Origin of the sequence: Paenibacillus piscarius (assembly GCF_022234545.1) — a bacterium.
GTDB lineage: Bacteria > Bacillota > Bacilli > Paenibacillales > Paenibacillaceae > Paenibacillus_AQ > Paenibacillus_AQ piscarius.
On record NZ_JAIEUI010000014.1, the window covers coordinates 102150 to 117931 of the forward strand.

Genomic DNA, 15782 nt, shown 5'->3' on the forward strand with positions numbered 1-15782 from the left:
TTCACTCCTCCCGTTCTAGTATTCCCACCAGCTGATATTTCCTGTTGCCGCCGTACTCCCTGAGGCAATCGTTATTGTCAATGTAATGGAGTTGCCCGGCGGCAGAATCATTCTTCCGTCCATATCGAGGATGACGGGCCCAATGGCCAGCAGCATCGACATCAACGTTGCCGGAGACCCGGTCGGTGCTGCCGTTGCTGTCCGGGTAACCGCCACACTGGCGGCCGCGCTGCCGAAGTTATAGTTGAGCGGTGTAATGACTGAACCGCCCACCGTTGCATTGCGCAGCAGGGTTAAGGTTACCGAGGCTGTGCCGGTGCTGCCGATGACACGGGAGAGATATAACGTACGCCCGCTGCCGGCCGGATTCGATACCTGCATCACCAGCGGAGCTGAAGTTGTTACCGTGGAAGCAAACGGCATTCCAAACAGCAAGCCGGACATGGCAGCCCCTGCTTCAGGCGAGGAATCAATTCCGGGAGCAACATAGGTATTGACCTGTTCGGTATACAGCGGCTGATTATTCTGATTAAATACTGCCTCATTCGGCATAGGCCTGCTCCTCCTGTCGGTCTAGCATATTCTCATAGTATGCTCAGCGGTCCGGCAGGTTGTTCGGCGATTTGCGTATTTTTACAGGGCTAACCCAGTCATTCTCTTATGAGCTCCATATAGTATTATCACACCACTCGCGAATGGTTCCTGCCTTATTGCAGGCTCTTCCCACTGATCACCGGCAGCTTATACATGCGTCAAGACCCAGACGACGGTTTGGGTCTTAGTCATGAGGAAGCTGCAGTTAAGCGAATCTACCAGGAAAGGATGAAGCATTGTGCCGAATTTCAGTTCATTCCAGGCTAACCCGGATAATTTGCGCACTCTCATTTTCGGCCGGGACCCCGCAACCCTGATCGACCGGCCGTTGACAACGGACACCAGCGGTAATCTGACCACTGTTATCCTGAACGGAACCATCTCCAGCGTCCTGGGGGCCACCATCACAGCAGGTACGCTGACCTCCGCCGGTACGGTCACCAACCTGTTAAACGGTACCATCACCAGCGTCCTGGGGGCCACCATCACAGCCGGTACGCTGACTTCAGCAGGTACGGTCACCAATCTGTTAGACGGTACCATTACCAGCGTCCTCGGGGCTACCATCACAGCCGGTACGCTGACCTCCGCCGGTACGGTCACCAACCTGTTAAACGGTACCATCACCAGCGTCCTGGGGGCCACCATCACAGCCGGTACGCTGACTTCAGCAGGTACGGTCACCAATCTGTTAGACGGTACCATTACCAGCGTCCTCGGGGCTACCATTACAGCCGGTACGCTGACCTCCGCCGGTACAGTCACCAACCTGTTAGACGGTACCATTACCAGCGTCCTGGGGGCTACCATCACCGCCGGTACGCTGACCTCCGCCGGTACGGTCACCAACCTGTTAAACGGTACCATCACCAGCGTCCTGGGGGCCACCATCACAGCCGGTACGCTGACCTCCGCCGGTACAGTCACCAATCTGTTAGACGGTACCATTACCAGTGTGCTTGGCGCTACCATCACCGCCGGTACGCTGACCTCCGCCGGTACGGTCACCAACCTGTTAAACGGTACCATCACCAGCGTCCTGGGGGCCACCATCACAGCCGGTACGCTGAGCAGCGTCACCTCGATCTCCCAGCGCAGCTTCATCGAGCTGCCTACAACCGGAATCACAACCTCGGATACGTATACACCTCTGCCGGCTAACAATACCAGTGTGCTTGGCACCTATTCTTATTTCATCTTCAACTCAGGGGCCAATCCGGTAAATACCCGGGTCGAGATCAGCGCAGACGGCACCAACTACTTCGTGGATACGGCCGGAGACAATCCGTTGCCTGCGGGTTCTGTGGATGTCATTGTGCCTGCGCGGTTCCTGAAGTACACCCGGCTCTCCTATCAATCGGCCACACCGGGTGCGGCTTCTACGATTAATGTTATTTTTGACGCCCAAGGAACGTAACTCTGGGCTCCGTCATAGGATGCAGAAGCGAAGAGTGCATGGGCAACCATGTACTCTTTCCTATGTACTTAGGCTGCTTATATTAAGGGACCTACAGATCTCCCAAGGAGGAACGATTGTGAATACAACTGTCAGACCTACACTCGGAGTACAGCTTATTGTCAAAAATGAAGCCGAACTGCTCCCCCGCTGCCTCGCCACACTGCAGGGTGCCGACGAGATCATCGTGGTCGATACGGGCTCAACGGATCAATCCATAGCCATTGCTGCGAAATATGGGGCAACGGTCGTTGAAGAACCGTGGGCTGACGATTTCTCAGCGGCACGAAATACCGGACTCGCCCAGGCCGCCAGTGACTGGGTACTGGTGCTGGATGCAGATGAGACGCTTCAGCATTCCATCGAGTCAATCAAGGACAGACTCCGTGACAGTGCTGCTGAAGCATATACGGTGCGCATAGAAAACCTGCTGGGGAGCCGCCCGGAGGACCGGCTGTTTCACAGCAATGTGCGCTTGTTCCGCAATGGGCAGGGCTATCAGTTCCACGGGAGAATTCATGAGCGTATAGATGACTCTATCATCAGCAGACATGGAGCCGCCGCCATCGAAGCCAGCGATATCGGGATTCTTCATTATGGCTACCTGCCCGGAATCATGAGCGCCAAAAACAAAATCAGCCGCAATGAACAGATCCTCCGCCTTGCGCTTGCGGAGAAGCCGGATGATCCCTTTTACACCTACAATCTCGCAGTCACCTGCTGTCAGGACGGGCGGCTGCAGGAAGCCGGGGAGCTGCTGCGCCGTACTCTGGATACTGCTTCACTTCAGGTCTCTTACCGTCCCTCTGCCATTCGTGATCTGTGTACCATCTATCAGGCGACCGGTCAGCTGCAAGCGTTAGACAGCCTTCTCTCCTGTGAGCTGGCCCGTTACCCGGACTACCCGGACCTGCAATATATTCAAGGCCAGTCCTGGGAGAGCCAGGGACATTTTGAACGGGCGGTCCAGTCTTACCAGCACGCATTGGACTCCGCTTCCTCCCCTGCTCCGCAGAGAGCATATGTGACCGAACAAGGCATGAACAGCTTCCGCCCGCTGCACCGTATGGGCGTAATTGCACAGCAGCTCGGGAATCAGGAGGAGGCCGCACGGCTGTTCCACCGTGCCCTGCAGCATCACAATCTGTACCTTCCCGCACTGGAGGGAATTGCTTCGGCTTTCCAGGCGCTTGCGGTCAAGGACGAGGAGATTGCCGGATTGCTGATCCGGCTGGCCGGTACAGAGCAACGGGCGTCACGTAGCGCAATTATCGGCACGTTATACAAGCTGGGCGCTTATCAGGCGATTGCCAAGCTGCCGCCCGGGCAGTTCCCGCTGGAGGAGGATACGCTGCTGTGCATCCTGTCTTCCTGGATCATCTCCGGCAAATATCACGCCTATATGCAGGCGGCTGCCAGACTGCGGGCCGGCACCCTTCAGCTCTCAGCTGCCGGATTGGATGCTGAAACGGTAAGGCAGCTCTGGCTGCTTGAAGCCGTCTCTGCCTGGGAGCTGGGCGAGAAGCTGCCGGAGGACGTCTGGCAGCAGGCGCCCGCCGAGCTTCGCTCCGGCCTGTGCAGGATTGATGAACAGCTGGTGCCGTCCGGACAAGGAGCCGGGATTGCCGGTCTGCAAGCCCCAGCTGCTCCCCCTGTTGACGCTGCGCTCCTTGGCGAAGTGATCCGGCTGGCCGTTAAGCTTGAGTACACGACGCTTGGCAACACACTGGCTGAACGGTTTCCCTCCCACACCAGCGTTCTGGCAGAGGCGCTCTATGAGGAAGGCTGGCGGGCTGAGGCGGGAGAGCTGTTCATCCGCCTTGTAGACCGCAAGGAGGCGTCAGGGCCATCGCTGCGCTATCTCGCCGAGCTGCTGGCCGATCAGGGGCATTATACTGAAGCCGCCGGGTGGTACCGGCTTGCCCTGGAGGAGGCTCCCGGCAGCGAGGTACTTCACGCCGGTCTTGCGCTCTGTTATCTGCGCCTTGCAGAGCTAGGGCTCAAGGAAGTAACCGGCAGCCTCGGGCAGGAGCAGGTTCAAGGACCGCTTCAGGAGGACCTGGCAGCGGTAACCCGCTCCATCACTGTGCTCAGCCGTACGCCCTGGCATACGCAGTGGACCTGCAAGCAGCAGCAGAGAGGAGCAGAGTTAAGCATATGAACATAACAACTCAGAAACCGCTGATCACCCTGTGCATGATCGTCAGGAATGAAGCCGACACTTTGGCCCGCTGTCTGCGCAGTATCCAGGGAGCCGCAGATGAGATCATCGTGGTCGACACCGGCTCCACGGACTCCACCTGCTCCATCGCCCGCAGCTTCGGCGCCCGGATCATCCGCTTCCCCTGGAAAGGGAATTTTGCGGCTGCACGCAATGCCGGTCTGGACGCGGCCCGGGGCACCTGGATTCTCGTGCTCGACGCGGATGAAGAGCTGGACCCCGGAAGCATCAATGAGCTGCTGGTGTGCGCGAAGCATTTGGAGTATGAGGCTTTTTTTGTGCGGATTCATAATCATCAAGGGACCGACCGCAATTCGCAGACACTGACTGTTAATCCGATCCTGCGCATGTTCAAGAACAACAAGGACTACCGTTTCAACGGAATCGTTCACGAGCAGATTGCCGCCGGCATTGTGCAGGCCACCCCGAACGCTGCGATGCATATGAGCCCCGTGATCGTCCATCATTACGGCTATGCCGAAGGGGTTGTGCAGAAGAAGGATAAAATCAGCCGTAATCTGGAGCTGCTCAAGACGCAGCTGGAGCGGAGCCCGGAGGATGCTTTTAACCAGTTCAATCTGGCGGTGGAGTACATGCGGCTTGGCGATTACGGGCAGGCCCTGAAGCATATCCGGACTTCGCTGGACTGCGTGGACCCGAATACGAGTTACATCCACCTGCTCTATAAGTATGAACTTCGCTGCCTCGCTGTCACTGGCAATATCCCAGGTGCGCTGGAGGCTTGTGACCGGGGCATCTCGCATTTCCCGGATTATCCGGACCTGCATCACCTCAAAGGCGCGCTGCTGCTCCAGGTCTCCGCCTTCATTGAGGCCAAGGCTGCGCTGTCCCGGGCACTGGCCATCGGAGCCTCGCCGCCGCTCTATCATACCGAAGCCGGAATCGGCACCTATCACACTCATACCCTTATGGGCCAGGTGTGCCAGCAGATCGGCCAGGAGACGGAAGCCCTCGCCTGCTTCACCAGGGCGGCCCAGCTCCACCCGGAGCCATGGCCGGTGATCGTGCGGCTCGTGCGGCTGCTCAAGTGCACAGGCCGCGGGCAAGGCATCTACGGCTGGATGTCCGAGCATCTGCCCGCCATCCTGGCAGAGCAGCGCCGGAAGCTGGCTCGTCTGCTGGTGATGGACGGCTGTTATGCCGCAGCGGCTGAGGTGCTGGAGAGCGGTGCAGCGCAGGATGAGGGTGAGGATGAACTAGGTGCGGCGGCGCGTGAGGTGAGCGAACCGGATGGGGGGAGCACACATAATGAGGGTGGGTTAAATAGTGCAGTGATTGGTGCGGGTGAGTCCAAACCCAACACACATGGCGCGGTTGTAAAGGACTTGGTGGAGTATGAATTGGATGACCATGATACTGGGGCGCAGGAAGTGAATGAGCTGCTTCATCCCGCTGGGAAGGATCGGTCGTCTGCTGCTTGGCTTAAGCAACTACAGCGCGTGGATGCAGCTTCAGCCGTTCAACTGGAGTTCAGCGACATCAAGACGCTGCTGGAGCATCCTGTGATTGCCGGGGCAGATGCCCGCCCAGCCGCAGCAGAAGCTGGAGCCGCTGCGGTCCAGCCCTGGATATGCCTGGCCGACAAAGCTCTGGCTGCACTAGCAACTTCATCTGTCTTTTCGCCGGCGGCTGCAGCCGTTCGTCTTGCCCTCCCGCTTCCCAGACTAGCCGATTAGGAAGGAGCTGCCAGACTATGCACACTCCCGTGATCTCTCTCTGCATGATCGTTAAGAATGAAGCACAGCATCTGGAGCAATGCCTGCAGTCCGTCCAAGGCATCGTGAGCGAAATCATCATTGCCGATACCGGCTCGGCAGATAACAGCATAGACATCGCCCGCAGGTTCGGAGCCCGGATCACCTCTGTGCCTTGGGAGCATGACTTCTCCCGGGCGCGCAACCGTACGCTGGACCTGGCCACCTGTGCCTGGATTCTGGTGCTGGATGCAGATGAAGCCCTGGCCGGATGGGAGCCGGAAAGGTTACAACCTCTGCTGGAGTCAGAGTCTGCGGACGGGTATTTCCTGCCTTTTATGCATTATGTGGGAGAGGCTGCGGGACGGGAATACGTAACGGATAATGTATGCCGGCTGTTCCGCAATGATGAACGCATCCGGTTCTGCGGGAGCATTCATGAAGAAGTGGCCTCCAGCATCTGGAGCCTGCCAGGGGGAAATATTGCCTATGCCGACCTGCCGGTCCATCACTACGGCTATCTGGACGGGGAGCTGCGCCGCAAGGATAAGGCCAGCCGTAATCTGGAGCTGATTCACGCTGCACTCCAGCTTGAGCCGGACAGCATTCCTCTGCGGTACGCACTGGGTACGGAGTATTATCAGCAGGGAAACTATAACGCGGCGGCAGAGCAGTTGCTGCCGCTGCTGAACGAAGCACCGGCGGACTCCGGGTATACCGCTGACCTGTATCTCAAGAGTGCCTTTGCCCTCCAGGAGGGCGGGCGGCCTGCGGAAGCGGAGCCGGTCTATGAAGCCGGAAGCCAGCTCTATCCTGATTTCACCGATCTCCTGGAGAGCTACGCAGGGCTCCTCCTGGAGCAGGGGCAGGTACGGGAGGCATACCTGCTGCTTCAGCGGGCACTGGACAGCGGGAACACTGCGCATAAGTATCCCTCTTCCTCCGGAAGCGGCACCAGCCGCACCCGTCTGGCCGCCGGACGGGTATGCGAGCAGCTCTTCCGCTACGGCGAAGCACTGGAGCATTACAGCCAGGCCGTCGCCTACGCCCCGGGCGACCCTGCCGTCTGGGAGCAGCTGGCCACGCTGTGCCTGCTGTCCGGCCAAGAGGAGGAGCTGACGGTCCTCACCCGTCAGCTCCTCCCGGCCTTGCCCCGGCGAGTGCTGACCCGGCTGGTGCCGGCCGCACTCAATGCCCGCGCCGCCCGCTGGCTGGCGGCGCTTCTCGCAGCACCGCAGCTGCCGGAGAATATCCGGCAGGTGCTTCAGGTGCTGCTGCGGGCGCTGTTCCGGGACGCGGAACAGCCGGGGGCCGCATCCGCCGAGCTTGCGCGGATGCAGCAGGAAGCGCCGGATGACCCGTGGGTATCCGGCTATCTGTGGGCCTTGTCCTGCCGCAGCGGCGGGAACGCTGAGGCAGGACAAGGGCGGGGGCGGCTGCCTGCGCTGCCGCCCGGCCTCGCGGCCGCGCATCGCTGGCTCGCGCAGCAGAGCGGTTCAGCGGAGCATGATGCCAATAAGCAATCATTCTCTTCATTTCCGTTAGGATGCTCCTACTCCACTCATCCCCCCGCTATCAACAGCTTGAGCGATTCGGAGCACCGTGCAGACAAAACGCCTAGCTTTGCAGATTTTTCCCGCGCGGCCCAGCTGCTGGTCCAGGCAGGCGCCGGGGAGGCACTGCTCCAGCTGGGCAGCCACTCGAACGCTGCCCGCTTCAGCTGGAGCAGACTGCCCTTGCCGCTCCTGCAAGGGCTGCTGGATGCACCAGCACCGTTTAAGATACAATGGTGCGCCATGTATACCGGGCGGGCCGAGCACCACCCGCCCGCTGATGCTGCCGAATGGCTGCTCTATGCAGCCATCGCCCAGTCCTGCGGGCAGGTTCCGCAGCTTACGCCCGCCGAGGAGCAGGCGCTGCGCCAATCCGGCAGCACTGCCGCAGCCATCGGCCTCAGCTACCACAGGCTGCTGCTCGCAGCAGAGGCGCACCCGCAAGGCAACCTCCCGGCTACAGGCAGCATTCCTTGGCTGCTGCTGGTGAGGTCGGCACTTCAGAGTGGATGAGGACATGTATAGCCTGACACTTTTTGGCTAAATGCTCTCCCGGTAAACACTATATTCTTTAGCAACTACCCACCCATTAAGACCATATGAAGCGTAGACCACATAATATTTGTAGTTTTCATGTAGTAAACGTTCAAGCAAATCCTCTGTTTTTTCATAATACATCGGCCAAGCGGAGTCCTTTTGGTTATCTAGCAACTTCTTATTATCTTTGACAAATGTACTAATTTCGCTTTGGCTAATATCAAGAAGAATACTCCCTTGCAACTGTGTTTCAAAGCTGTGCGCCAGGACATCAATGAACTCAATTTTGACGGGAACCTCATTGTCTTTATATGTATATCATTTCTTTCTTTAATGCCAGGAAGAACACGGCTTAGGAGATCAGTTTCATTGGTAAACCCTAAATAATAGTCATACTCCTCATCAACTGGAGAATAATATTCCTGATGAAAAAGAACATTTGAATACTGCTTAAACTCTTCACCTTGCTCTATGACTACACATCTAAAGAGATTATCAATTTTAATGGCTTGCATTATATCTATTTTTTCCGTAACTGCAAACCATATTATTATTGGCGGCGTAACCCAAGGTCAAAAGCTTTATTTTAAACTTCGATTATCATTAGTCCGTCTATATACGATTCTATTGAGGAAGGTTCAAGCCAAGGCGATTCATTTTCCCTCACTGTATAGAAGCGTAAGACAACTTCTTCCCCATCAAAGGATAGGACGAGAATAAACCTCTTATTGTGATTGAACTGCTTGTAAAGGATAGCCGCCCAAACTTCTATTATCTTTGTTGTAAGGATAAATACTAGAAATGGATTAACATTCTCAGGGAAGAAATCATTCAAATGAACATGGTTGTAATCTGCTTCAAATGCAGTTCTATCAGGGATAAATTGATTTGATGAGAACTGACTTGGCAAGACATCATTCCTATCTTGCCTTAGCAAAACACATCCTTCCCATTCGAGAAATTCAGCGAAAATAACGTTATTAGCCATGTTGAAGTCAACTTTGATTTCTGTTTGTTTTTGTTTATGCGCTATTTCATCGAGAAACTTTTGCATCTTGGAATTTATCTTCAAGCATTTTATCATACCCAGTCTCCCTCCTTCACCACGCCAAAAAGGCCTCAGCATAAGCCAAGGCCTCCCCCTTGCCACTCCCTACCACCCATCCGTCATCCGTACCGGCAGGATAGCACCGTCTGCAAACTCCAGCCGGTCGATGCATAACATGCGGTTGCCCGGCTCGGGATCGCCGATGATCCGGCGGTGGTAGACGATCAGCCATTCATCGCGATCCGGCAGATGCAGATATCCGTGATGGCCCGGGCCTTCCGCCACCGGCTCCTGTCTTTCCAGAATCGTCCCGTGGTTCGCAAACGGTCCCAGCGGACTGGTGCTTACACCGTATGCGACCCGGTAGGTCCCGTTCGTCCATCCGCCCATCGACCACATCAGGTAATACAGACCGTCCTTTTTGATCATACACGGCCCTTCCACGTACCCGGGCGGGGTTACTGAACGGAGGAGCTGCCCGTCTGCGAACGGAACAAACCCCGTCATGTCATCATTCATCCGGCCCACATTACAGTGTCCCCACCCTCCGTAATACAGATAGACCGCGCCGTCTTCATCCTTGAACAGATGGGCGTCAATCGGCTGGGCGCCATGGATGAACCGGTCAATCAGCGGCCGGTGGAGATACCCCCGGTAAGGGCCTTCCGGGGTATCCGCCACGGCAATCTCCAGTCCTCCGGCTTCGCCGTCCTGCTGAATATCATTCGAGGCAAAGACCAGATAATGGCGGCCGTTATGCTCAAGCTGGGTCGGGGCCCAGACCGCTCTCCAGATCCATGGGAAATCCTCCATGGCGATAATGCTCTCATTCTTCTGCCAGTGAATCAGGTCCTCCGAACTGAAGGCATCCAGATTCATCTGCCAGGTATATTCTGAGAATGATCTGGTGGCATAAATATAATGCCTGCCCCCGTAAGTTCTGGCCTCCGGGTCAGCATACCAGCCCGGGATCACCGGGTTCGTAATTCCGCGCAAGCGGATCTCCTCCTTGCTCTGCACTCTTACATACAAGCAGCTGATTGTATTTCCTGCAATAGAAATCGCATAACTGACCGTAAAATGTGATTCTGTTGTATTTCATACATTGGAATGCTGGGTTTTGGGTGAAAAATGGCCATTTTTCAATATTCATTTGTACCGAATACAACAGATTCTATTTTGAAGCCTTTTTTGCAGCATTCTAATGTACATAATGCAGTTGTTATCGTTCCAGCGGCTACAATACCCGATGACTGCTGCGGAAGGAGGCACTGAGTAGCTGCGTTCATAGCGAATAATCAGAGATAAATGTATTCTGTGCAACTAAAAACAGTGAAACCGGAGGCTTTCCTCTTCTAACTGTATTCTGTACAACTATATTTACCCGGATGAGCGAAAATCCACATATAGAGACATTTAATTGCACGGAATACAGCTAAACAGAGATTCGGCAGCACATCCAGCGATTTAGTTGTACAGATTGCAAGTAAGCCCAATTAAGCCTACCCCTCGCATCTTAATCGGGCACGTGCACCTTAATCAAGCACAACAACCCTCAGCAAGCGATGAGTTAAAAGTAACTTTCACACGTTTAAAGCTGATGACGTACCAGCGAACTCACAACCTGTACAGTCCGCCATCCTCCTGCTCCTGCACCCAGACCTGCATGAAGCCGGGCTCCCGGTTGTCCCAGGCATAATAGGGGATGAACGTCAGCGGCCTGCCGGCTTCATCCATACTCTGCAGCACCGTCACTCCGCCCAGCAGCTCCGGCCGGTGCCCCACCTGGAACTTAGCCCCGGCCGGCAGGGAGAAGGCATCATAGGAGCGCCCGGGATGATCGGTCTGCTCCAGGCAATAGACCACCGGGCCCCGCTGAACGGCGACCCGTCCCCGGTCGGCCTCCACTTCCGGCGTGGCCCGCACCCGGCTCACGGGCATCTCCAGCTCAAGCACGACCATATCTCCCGGCGACCATGTGCGGCTCAGCACAAGATACCCCTGGTCGATGCGCTCTTCCACCCCGGCGCTACCCTCGCCTTCTGCCTTCACCTCCACCCGGTAACCGCTGCACCACTCCGGCACCCGCAGCCGGAGACTGAACCCGGCAGCTGCAGCGGGATTCACCTCCAGCTCGATCCGGCCATTCCAGGGATACTGCGTGCTCTGCTTCAGGCTGACGCCCAGCCCGCTGTCCAGCACCAGCTCCGCTTCGCTGCTCATATATTGATTCACCGCCAGGCCCTCTGCGGTAACAGCATACACATATTGGCCGATCGCGGGCAGGTAGCGGGCGAGATTGGTCGGGCAGCAGGAGGTCTCGAACCAGGGCACCCGGTGATGGCCGCCCTGTGAAGCCAGCGGATTCTCGTAGAAATACTTGTCCCCGGACAGCGAGATGCCGGACAAGGTACCGTTATACAGCTCACGCTCCACCACATCGGCGTACCGGCTGTCTCCGAACGCCAGATTCATCCGGTGATTCCAGAAGACCATCGCTATGGCCGCGCAAGTCTCGCAATAGGCTGTTTCATTGGGCAGGTCATAATCGGTGGTGAAGCCTTCATTATGCCTTGATGGGCCAATGCCGCCCGTCAAGTACATATTGCGTTCCACCGTATGGTTCCAGACCCGGTGCAGCGCAGCCGCATAAGCGGAATCGCCTGTAGTATGGACCACATCGGCCATCGCCGTATACAGATACATCGCGCGGACGGCATGCCCGGTGACCTGCCTGATCTCGCGGACAGGAACATCATCCTGGCAATAAGCCGGGCCCCAATCCGGGTTATCCCAGATCGTACCTGAGCCGTAGCCATGGCCGCGCTCCTCCAGCAGCCACAGCGCCAGATTCAGGTAGCGGCTGTTCTGCGTCACGCGGAACAGCTTCACCAGCGCCAGCTCGATCTCCTCATGCCCTTCCACCCAGTGGCGCTTGCCGGGGCCGAACACGCTGTCGTAATGATCGGCCAGGCGGCAGGCCACCTCCAGCAGCTCGCGCTTGCCGGTGGCTTCATAATAGGCGACCGCCGCCTCAATCAGGTGGCCGCCGTTATACATCTCATGCTTCTCCATGTCCGTCCATTTGCCCTCTGGATGCTCCAGGGTAAAGTAAGCACACAGATAGCCGTCTTCTTCCTGCGCCGCCGAGATCAGCCCGATGATCCGGTCAGCCTCAGCCTCCAGCGCCGCATCCCGTTCCGACATCAGCGCATAGGCAATGCCTTCAAGCACCTTATAGACATCGGAGTCGTTATAATATTTGCCTTCGTAATGCCCTTCCAGCAGTCCTGCGGCCTTGGCAAAGTTATCGATGCGGCCGGTCTCCTCACATTTGGTCAAGCAATCCGGCAGGGTGGTCTGCCGGAGCACCTTCAGGCGCGGCTTCCAGAACTCGTCATTGATAGTTACACGGGTGAAGGACACCCCTTGCCAGGCTTGAAGCCTCGCTTGCTGCTCTGCCATTTCTGTTCCCCGCCTCCTTTATCCTTTTAATCCTGTTAAGGTGATGCCCTCCAGGAAATAACGCTGGCCGGCCAGAAACACGATGACGCAGGGCAGAACGACCACCGCTGAGGCCGCCATCAGCAGATCCCACTGCGCATTGTAGGTTCCCTGGAACATCTGCAGGCCCAGCGCGAGGGTGAACCATTTGTCGCTTTTCAGATAGATCAGCGGACCCATGAAGTCATTCCACGATGCCAGGAAGCTGAACAGGGCAACCACGATAATCGCCGAACGGCTTAACGGAAAAATAATCCGGGTATAAATCTGCCAATAATTCGCCCCGTCCACGAAGGCCGCTTCATCGAAATCGCGCGGAATCGTCAGATAGAACTGCCGGAGCAGGAAGATATTGAAGATCCCGCCGCCGAAATAGGCCGGCACAATCAGCGGATACAGCGTATCGTAGAACCCCATGAGCTGCCAGCCCAGAAAGCTTGGGATCATCGTCACCGCCGCCGGCAGCATCATGCTGGTCATCAGCAGGGCGAACACCGCATCCCGGCCCTTCCACTGAATCCGCGAGAATCCGAAGGCTGCGATGCTGCTCGTGATTACGGTCCCTACCAGTACAGTAACCACGATAATCAGCGTGTTCCGGAAGAAAATATCGAACGGCAGCAACGTAAGCGCTTTATGAAAATTACTCCATTGAAACGGCGCGGGAATCCATTCCGGCGGCATGGTGAAGATCTGTGACAGATTCATCAGCGAGCTGCGGATCAGCCAGACAAACGGAATGATGAACATTCCCGAGATCAGGATCAGCGCCCCGTAGCCTGCGGCAAGTGACAGCTTCGATGGCCTCAAGCGCGGTCCCCCCCTTCGTAATACACCCATGACTTCGAGGTTCTGAAGACGATGAAGGTGAAGAACAGAATGATGAGGAACAGCACCCAGGCCAGCGCAGACGCATAGCCCATCTCGGCATCCCGGAAGCCCGTTCTCCACAGATAGAAGACATAGAACAGACTCTGATTATTCGGCCCGCCTTGCGTCAGAATATACGCTTCATTGAATACCTGGAAGGACCCGATAATCGTCATGATCGTATTGAAAAAAATAGTGGGCGTGACCATCGGAATGGTCACATGGCTCAGCTTGTGCAGCCAGCCGCCCCCGTCCACCTCAATCGCCTCGTAATACTGCCGGGGAATGCCGGACAAGCCGGCGAGGAAGATAATCACGGTGCTCCCGATGCCCCATAATGTGGTCAGCACTACCGATGGAATGACACTGCTCTCCCCGTATAGCCAATTGCTGGTCGGCAGATGCAGACGGCTCAGCAGCGAGTTGATCAGGCCGAGGTCGGGGTTAAGCAGCCACATCCAGATCATCGCCGAGGCGACTGCCGGAACGATACTCGGAAGGTAGATGATCGTGCGGAAGATCGCCCTTCCCTTGACGTTGAGATTCAGCAGCAGCGCGATGCCGAAGGAGATCAGAATGACCGCAGGCACACGCAATAAGACGAAATAAAAGGTGATTCCCAGCGATTTATAGAACAGCTCATCCTTGCCTGAGAATAGCTGAATGTAATGGTCCAGACCGGTAAAAGCAGTCTGTTCCTTGAATACATTATAGTTGGTCAGGCTAAGCACCAGACTGGCGATCATCGGCCCCAGCGTGAAGATGGCAAACCCGAGGATGGCGGGGGCCGTGAACAGCAGCCCGTAGAACATTCCTTTTCGCATACCGGCCTCCAGTCTATTCCTTGATATCGCGCCGCCCCTTAATCTGGGCCTGAGCCTTCTGCGCAATCGAGTCCATCGCTTCCTGAGACGTCTGCTGTCCGAGCCACACCTTATCCAGCGCAGGATTGACCAGATCCATAATATTGTTGAAATTCTTCACATAGCCGGTCGGGGTCTGATGCCCCTTGGTCAGAATCACATCGACAATGGCTTCCTTATAGCCGGACGGTCTGGCGTCCAGATTCTCCGTCCATTTGGCCAGAAGTGCAGGATCGGTATACCAGTCCTTGGGAGCCGGCATCCAGGTCCCCGCTGTAAGCATGTCAATGGAGGCTTCAGGATCAAGCAGTGCCTTCAGCAGCTCCCAGGCCTCCTGGGGATGCTTGGAGGATTTGAAGATGGAGAACATCCCGCAGACGACGGTAGTCACCGGCTCCTTCATCACAGGCATAACCCCGACATTGAAATTGAACTTGGATTGGGCGAGAGCTGCACTGGCCCATTGCCCGTCTACCGTCATCGCTACTTTTTTGGTCTGAAGCGCCACATTGGTCGACGGAATGTTTTTGGACTGCACTGGTGAAGGAGAGACATGGTGGACATTCATCAGGTCGGATATTTTCTGGAGCGCCTCCACCGCCTCCGGCTGGTTCAGCCCGAAGGTTTTGCCGTCTGCCGAGATGAAATCCCCGCCGTTAGAATAGATGAAGTTACTGTACACCCCCCACCAGGTGGAGATATTTACGCCATATTGCTTGATTTTTTTAGGATCGAAGTCCGGGTCAGCCGCTGTTTTGCCATTGGTATCCACCGTCAGCTTTTTGGCCACCTCAACGAATTCATCCCAGGTCCAGGCATCGGCCACATTCGACGGGGGAGGCGCAATGCCGGCGTCCTTGAAGATATCCTCATTGTAAAATAAGCCGAACGATTCGGGCCCAGGCCCGATTCCGATCACATTGCCCGGCTCCAGGGAATAGGTGATATTAGGAACCAGCGTATCGGGACTGATCTCGGTATCCTTATCGAGGAATTCCTGAAGATTATAGAATTTGCCCTGCTCCGCCATCGGAAAAGCAATCGTACCCGACTCCATCATCGCGATGTCAGGCACATCATTGCCGGCAACCATCGTGGTCAGCTTGGTGTCATAATCAGCGGCAATATGCTGAAGCTCAACCTTGACGTTCGGATGCTTGGACTCGAAATTCTGGATGGCCTTTTTGTAAGGAGCCACTTCCTCCGGTGAGCCCCAGACGGTCATGCGCAGCTTAATATTTTCCTTCGCTCCGGCATTCCCCGAAGACGCGGAAGCCCCGGGATCGGCAGTATTGGCGTTAGAGCAGGCAGACAACACAGCGGCAAGCATCAGCACCAGAGCCATGGCCAGGAAGACCGGTTTCTTGGGTTGCAACATATTTCTGAGCCCCTCTCCATTCTTAAGTTGAGACCGGATCATA

The 15782-nt window shown here is 56.2% G+C and carries 11 protein-coding genes; 4 read left to right on the forward strand and 7 right to left on the reverse strand.

Going from position 1 to position 15782, the window contains the following annotated elements; translation table 11 throughout:
- Positions 1–15: 15 nt before the first annotated feature.
- On the reverse strand, positions 16–552 hold the full coding sequence (locus K1558_RS20930) for a hypothetical protein (RefSeq protein WP_238653613.1): 537 nt from the start codon (positions 550–552) through the stop codon (positions 16–18).
- Positions 553–832: 280 nt separating this feature from the next.
- On the opposite strand from K1558_RS20930, the gene K1558_RS20935 reads away from it, so the two are divergent.
- The 4 genes from K1558_RS20935 (at position 833) to K1558_RS20950 (ending at position 8052) form a co-directional block, all read left to right on the forward strand.
- Complete coding sequence (locus tag K1558_RS20935) at positions 833–2011, forward strand: DUF6385 domain-containing protein (RefSeq protein WP_238653614.1); 1179 nt, start codon at positions 833–835, stop codon at positions 2009–2011.
- A 118-nt stretch (positions 2012–2129) separates the two neighbouring features.
- On the forward strand, positions 2130–4211 hold the full coding sequence (locus tag K1558_RS20940) for a glycosyltransferase (RefSeq protein WP_238653615.1): 2082 nt from the start codon (positions 2130–2132) through the stop codon (positions 4209–4211).
- Entirely contained in the window at positions 4208–5968 is a 1761-nt protein-coding gene (locus tag K1558_RS20945; RefSeq protein WP_238653616.1) for a tetratricopeptide repeat-containing glycosyltransferase family 2 protein, read from the forward strand. Before K1558_RS20940 ends, K1558_RS20945 begins: the two co-directional genes overlap by 4 nt.
- Before the next feature lie 17 nt (positions 5969–5985).
- Positions 5986–8052 carry a glycosyltransferase gene (locus K1558_RS20950; protein WP_238653617.1) on the forward strand — a complete coding sequence of 689 codons (2067 nt, stop codon included), beginning with the start codon at positions 5986–5988 and terminating at the stop codon, positions 8050–8052.
- Positions 8053–8662: 610 nt separating this feature from the next.
- On the opposite strand, the gene K1558_RS20955 is transcribed toward K1558_RS20950, so the two are convergent.
- The 6 genes from K1558_RS20955 to K1558_RS20980 form a co-directional block, all read right to left on the reverse strand.
- Positions 8663–9202, reverse strand: a complete 540-nt coding sequence (locus K1558_RS20955) for a hypothetical protein (RefSeq protein ID WP_238653618.1) — start codon at positions 9200–9202, stop codon at positions 8663–8665.
- Between the two features lie 27 nt (positions 9203–9229).
- A complete protein-coding gene (locus K1558_RS20960; protein WP_238653619.1) occupies positions 9230–10120 on the reverse strand; it encodes a glycoside hydrolase family 43 protein in 891 nt (296 codons plus the stop codon).
- A 621-nt stretch (positions 10121–10741) separates the two neighbouring features.
- Positions 10742–12589: a glycoside hydrolase family 127 protein gene (locus K1558_RS20965; RefSeq protein WP_238653620.1), complete on the reverse strand. Its 1848-nt coding sequence runs from the start codon at positions 12587–12589 to the stop codon at positions 10742–10744.
- Between the two features lie 18 nt (positions 12590–12607).
- Complete coding sequence (locus K1558_RS20970; RefSeq protein WP_420800457.1) at positions 12608–13378, reverse strand: carbohydrate ABC transporter permease; 771 nt, start codon at positions 13376–13378, stop codon at positions 12608–12610.
- Between the two features lie 56 nt (positions 13379–13434).
- A complete protein-coding gene (locus tag K1558_RS20975) occupies positions 13435–14322 on the reverse strand; it encodes a carbohydrate ABC transporter permease (RefSeq protein WP_238653622.1) in 888 nt (295 codons plus the stop codon).
- A gap of 13 nt (positions 14323–14335) precedes the next feature.
- Positions 14336–15739, reverse strand: coding sequence for an ABC transporter substrate-binding protein (locus K1558_RS20980; RefSeq protein WP_238653623.1), 1404 nt, complete (start codon positions 15737–15739; stop codon positions 14336–14338).
- Positions 15740–15782: the final 43 nt, after the last annotated feature.

Coding starts and splice junctions, on each gene's coding strand:
- K1558_RS20975 (WP_238653622.1), bottom strand. CDS start 14,322: ATGCGAAAAGGAATGTTCTACGGGCTGCTGTTCACGGCCCCCGCCATC.
- K1558_RS20930 (WP_238653613.1), bottom strand. CDS start 552: ATGCCGAATGAGGCAGTATTTAATCAGAATAATCAGCCGCTGTATACC.
- K1558_RS20955 (WP_238653618.1), bottom strand. CDS start 9,202: ATGCTGAGGCCTTTTTGGCGTGGTGAAGGAGGGAGACTGGGTATGATA.
- K1558_RS20945 (WP_238653616.1), top strand. CDS start 4,208: ATGAACATAACAACTCAGAAACCGCTGATCACCCTGTGCATGATCGTC.
- K1558_RS20950 (WP_238653617.1), top strand. CDS start 5,986: ATGCACACTCCCGTGATCTCTCTCTGCATGATCGTTAAGAATGAAGCA.
- K1558_RS20970 (WP_420800457.1), bottom strand. CDS start 13,378: ATGTTCATCATTCCGTTTGTCTGGCTGATCCGCAGCTCGCTGATGAAT.
- K1558_RS20980 (WP_238653623.1), bottom strand. CDS start 15,739: ATGTTGCAACCCAAGAAACCGGTCTTCCTGGCCATGGCTCTGGTGCTG.
- K1558_RS20965 (WP_238653620.1), bottom strand. CDS start 12,589: ATGGCAGAGCAGCAAGCGAGGCTTCAAGCCTGGCAAGGGGTGTCCTTC.